Origin of the sequence: Rosenbergiella australiborealis, from assembly GCF_018494035.1 — a bacterium.
Taxonomy (GTDB): Bacteria; Pseudomonadota; Gammaproteobacteria; order Enterobacterales; family Enterobacteriaceae; genus Rosenbergiella; species Rosenbergiella australiborealis.
The window spans coordinates 1-5,117 of record NZ_JABBFO010000025.1 but is presented as its reverse complement, the minus strand read 5'-3'; the positions used below and the strand labels follow the sequence as shown (position 1 = coordinate 5,117).

1 protein-coding gene is annotated in these 5,117 nt (G+C 54.2%); it reads right to left on the bottom strand.

From position 1 onward, the window contains the following. The coding region (locus tag HGT73_RS14425; RefSeq protein ID WP_214215952.1) for a two-partner secretion domain-containing protein at positions 1-5,117 on the bottom strand (5,117 nt) is incomplete at both ends.

Below are 5,117 nucleotides of genomic sequence, written 5' to 3'. Positions count from 1 at the left end.
GCTTGGCTGGCCGAGTGGGCTTGCGTCATTGCTTGGTTCACCAAGCCTCCGACGCTGCCAGACAAGGCGAGCGTGAAGCCACTGCTTTTTTGCTCAGAAAAATGACGCTGACGACTGTGCGATTCGCTTGGCGAGAGCGTCACCTGTTTGGCGGTGAGCTGCATATCTTGCTTCGCCAATAGCTCGGCGCCGGTTAGGGTTAATGCATTCCCCGCGGTTAATCGCACACTCCCTTCGCTACTGCCCACTAAGCTGCCGAGCGGGCTCACTGAAACCCCTTTATGCGTGTTACGCTGCGACTGTTTGCCATAACTGACCCCAATCCCTCCGCTCCCTGATAAGCCTTTGCGTATGACCTGATAATCGTGTTCTTCTTGCCGGCTATTCTCTGCGTGAGTCAGCCGTAAATCGTGGCCCGCGCGGATATCCACGTGCTGCGTGGCAATCGCTCGACTGCCCTCTAAGGTAAGATTATGTCCGGCCTGTAGGCGAAGGTGCTCCCCCTCCACGGCGCTACTGAGCGCCTGAGTGGTCGATACACGGTCATAACGCGACAGCGTTTTACGGGATAACCAACCGGCGGTGCGTTGCTGACTGTTTTCGACGACGTCACGCTGGGACTGACCACTTTTCAGCGTTATATCACGCCCCGCCAACAGGCTCAGTGCCTCTCCTGCACTAACACTACTGGCCTGTAGCGTGATATCTCGCCCCGCCGACAGCGTTATCTGACCATTACTGTCAACTTGACTGCCTATATCGGTCGAAAGCGTCACGAAACGATGGTCACCGTTACCCCATTCTGTCCCCTCGTGGTGGTTCGTTGTGACCGTCGTCAGCGTAATATCATTCCCCGCCACTAAGTCTGTACGGCTAGCGTGCCCAGTATTTTGAACCACACTTCCCGCCAACGTGAGGGTGTTATTTGCCTGTAACGTTAAGCGTCCCCCGTCTTGCTGTACAAATATTGAGGCGGGTCGATCACGCCAACGGTTATCCCCTTCGCCGCTGACTAAGGTTTGACTGGTAATATTGCGCCCCGCCATGACAGAGACGCTCTCTTCGCCCTGCAGCCGTCCCCCTAGGTTATTCATATCCGTGCGGGCAGTCAGGGCAATATGGCGGCCAAACATCCCCCCTTGATGGGTAATATTCTCTGCGCTAATCTGTGTCAGTTCCCGGCCAATCAAGGTGCCGCTATTCACAAAATCGCCCGTTAGCTGCAACTGAGCCTGCCGAGCGGAAAGTAGCCCGCCTTGGCGCGTGACATCCCCCGCACGCACTTGTGCGTAAACTTGCGGCACCAACACCTGCTGGCGAGAGCCATCTTGTAGGGTGACCTCTTGCTGAACTAACCACACCATATCGCGGGTCATCAGCGCCATCTGCTCGGCGGTTAAGGCAATGCCGGGTGAAAGTTGAAACCGCTTGGCGAACGCCACTCCGGCTTCAAGCAGTGCGCGATATTGCTGTTCGTCGTTATCATAACCTTGCAGAAAACGGTTGCCGGTTAAGGTAATAATTTGCTCACGGACTAAGGTTTGCTCATAAAAACCATCCCCTAAGCGCTTAGCCAATCGCCCTTGCGCCCACGCGAGTTGGTCGAAGACCTTATCGCTACTGAGAAAGGCGTTTTGCTGGGTAAAACGTGGGTCCGTTTCTATTAAAAACGGTACGTCATTGTCCGGGCGCAACTGATAGAGGGCACTCTCAGGCAGGTTCACCGTGGCGGGAACAAAACGAATAGGCGTGCCTGTCGCATCGACAACTTCGTTAATTTTTTGATGAGTATCGGGGAGTTGTGGCGCATCGGTATCGAATAGGCTTGCCCCACTGGCCTGTTGGGTCACACCTTGTGTCTCACGCTCATTCACCACGGTGCCACTGCCTTCATGATTGGCATGCGCTTGCCAACGCATTTGCTGAAAGTCGAGGGTGTTGACAATGGGTGATGGCTGATAGCGACCCTTTTTCTTTCCTTGGCTGGTTATCGTGCCGCCAATGGGTCTATCCTTTTTCTTCGCATACCAGTGGGTCACCGTCCCCACATCCGTAATAATTTGTTCACCCCATGTCACCTGATTATTGAGTGACCCGATGAGGCCCAGTAATCGCCCTCCTGCCATAACGATACTGTCTTGATTGGTGACCTGCTGGCTATTAATCACTAAATCCCCGCCCGCAAGGATTTTACCCGGGTCACTCTTCACCATCTGTGTTTCGAGCACAGTCCGCTGAAACTCGTACTCATAAAAATCTTCATTCTGAGTGCCATCTGGCATTTTTGCCGTATGAACGCCGTATTTGTTTTTGTAATGGGTATCAACATCGCGCCAGTCATAACGCTGCGCCGAACCACTGAGCGCCGCCTCATGGTGCGGGGCGTCTTCGGTCATCACAAGAGCCGTGCTTAAGGTTTCATTATGGTTCGTCACCGACTGGCTATTGAGCACCAGAGTGCCTAATGACTCGATGGTTGCGCTAACGTTGGTGACGGCTGTTGCCTCCCCGTCCACGCCCGCTTGTGCCGTGAGTCGACCGCCAATCATTAACTCGCCTGCACTAAAAATAAGACTTTGGGCGAGATTATTCAGGTGATGAACGGCAATCGCTAACTGCTGGCGTGCAGCAATAACGGGAGCCAACCCGTCTTGTGCTCGCTGAGTCAAGGTATGAGCCTCAAGGGCAAGCTGGTCTGCGTAAAGACGTCCTCCGGCGATGTTATCGATGTGTTCGGCACGAATGTGGGTCACGCCCCCATCAATCAGTCCCTGATTAACCAAGGTGGTTTCGACCCGCAGATGGGTCTGACCTGCGCTGATTTCACCGTCTTTTTGGTTAGTAAGGGCGGGGAGCTGCATACGCAGGCTCCCCCCTGCGTTCAGTAGCCCTTGATTATCGAGTCCTTGGTGAAAAGTGGCGGTCATCTCGCCATTTGCCATCATCCGGCCAAGATGCAGGACGTGTTTGTCGAAAGAGAGTGCCATCGAATCATAAGAGAGCACGTCACCGCGGCCACTTAATGAACCCGCGCTAATCTGTAAGCGTTCATCGGCAATCACCGTACCGGCATCATTATGCACAACAGCATCCGGGCTCCCCTGAATAACGAGTTGCTGCTGAGAAGAGAGCAACCCAGAGCGGTTATCAAGGGTATTATCGATATGAATCTCTACGTTGCCTTGACCGCGTACCGCACCGCCCGTGTTATCCATCTGTTGGCTATGCAGGCTAATCGACTGCCCTTCGATGCCCTGTTGAGCGGATTTATCGCCACGATTGGTAAGCGTTGTCGCTATCAGGGTCATGGCTTGGCCACTGCGTAGCCATCCCTGAGTATTATCAACGTGGTCGGTGACATTTACCTGAACATCTTCCCGTGCGTGAATGTTTCCGCGAGAGTTAGTCAACTGACCTGCCAGCAGGGTTAGGCCTTCCCCAGCCGCTATCAGCCCCTGAGCGTTATCGAGCCGTTGGCCACCGGTATTTACCGCAACATCAGCTTGCCCCACAATGCGCCCCTGATCATTCAAGAGCGCACCACTTTGTAGTGATAACGTTTTTCCGGCGAGTAATTCGCCCTGCGTATTCGTCACGTTCCCGTGCTGACTGGTCAGCGTCAATGTTTGATCCGCTTGGATCAGGCCTTGCGTATTCACCAACCCCGTGTTGCTGAGGGTCAGATCCGCCCCGCTGAGTATTGTTCCCGCATGGTTAATCAAGGCCGCTGTCGTAAAGGTTGAGGTATCTCGTGTCGCGATAAGGCCTTGGCTATTATCGAGTTCACCGCTGCTAAGAGATAAACGCCCCTGACTAAGAATGCCCCCCTTATTGGCATTATCTCGGTTCGTTAGCCGCCCGCCTTGCAGGGCAATAGCCACCGCTTCGCCCGCTTGTATCAAACCTCGATCATTATTAAGCCCTTGGCTGAACAGCGAAAAACGTCGCCTCGCGCTCAGTATTCCCTGTTCATTATTAACGGTCGATAAGCCCGTGTTCACCTCGATATCGGTTGCACTGATTTGTCCCTGCTGATTAGTGAGGTGCGAGCCTGTCAACCGCAAGCGCTGACTTTGCGTGATGATATTGCCTTGGGTGTTATCGATCCCTGCTTCATGTGACAGCGTTAACGCTTGTTCCCCGTGCTGCGCTAGCGTCCCCGCTCGATTTGAAAGACGGCGAGCGGTAATGGATAGCGCGTCGCCACTCAGATACCCCTCATCGTTAATGAGCTGGTCGGCGCTATTGATCGTAATCTGTTTCGCCACGACAACGGCTTTTCGGGTCTCAACATTACCTTTGCTGGCGCGCAACTCAACATGCTGAGCTTGCGTGTGGCTGCTATTGGCCGTGATCTGTTTAGCGCTCACTGTTACACGCTCTTTCGCCTGTTGCACACCGCTGAGCGTCACATCGGCTTCGCTAGTCACCACAAGGTTACCGGTTTGATTCGCTTGACCTTCACGGGTGATCCCGGCGGCGAGAACCCCACTGCTCGCGATATTTCCACGGGCGGTTAACGCAATGGTTTCGCTTGCTTGGATATGCCCGCTGTGAGTCAAGGTACCCTGAGCGGTAATGACCACATCCCCCGCGGATGCCCCCAGGGTTCCGGCATTGCGAACCCCAACCCCGGACTCGCTACCACGCAATACGATTTTATTGGCATACATACCGCCGAGCTCGGAGACATCGATACCAAACTGAGGCCGTTCACGCTCCTCGCTGGCCTGGGCCTGTAGCGCCCCGGTCGTGGCATCAATCTTATTCTGCCCCACGGTTACCGTTAGGCTATTGGCGTGCAATGCCGCATTAATTTTGACTGCGCGAGCAAGGAGTTCCGTGCTATCTTGACGCGTACTGTCCATCCCTTTGCCTTCAACACGAATCACGCCCTGTTGAACGGCGTAATGACTTATTTTCCCCTCTGATAACTGCACCTGTCCGGTGGTTAAGGTGGTACGGTTAGCATTGATAAAGCCACAGCCATCGCAGGTGATCCCGGCGGGATTGGCGATAACAATATCGGCGCGGCGACCTGCTACCTCCAACATACCGTTTAGCCGCGAGGGGTCACGACTATTGACTTCATTAAGGATAACCTTAGCCTCCCCTTT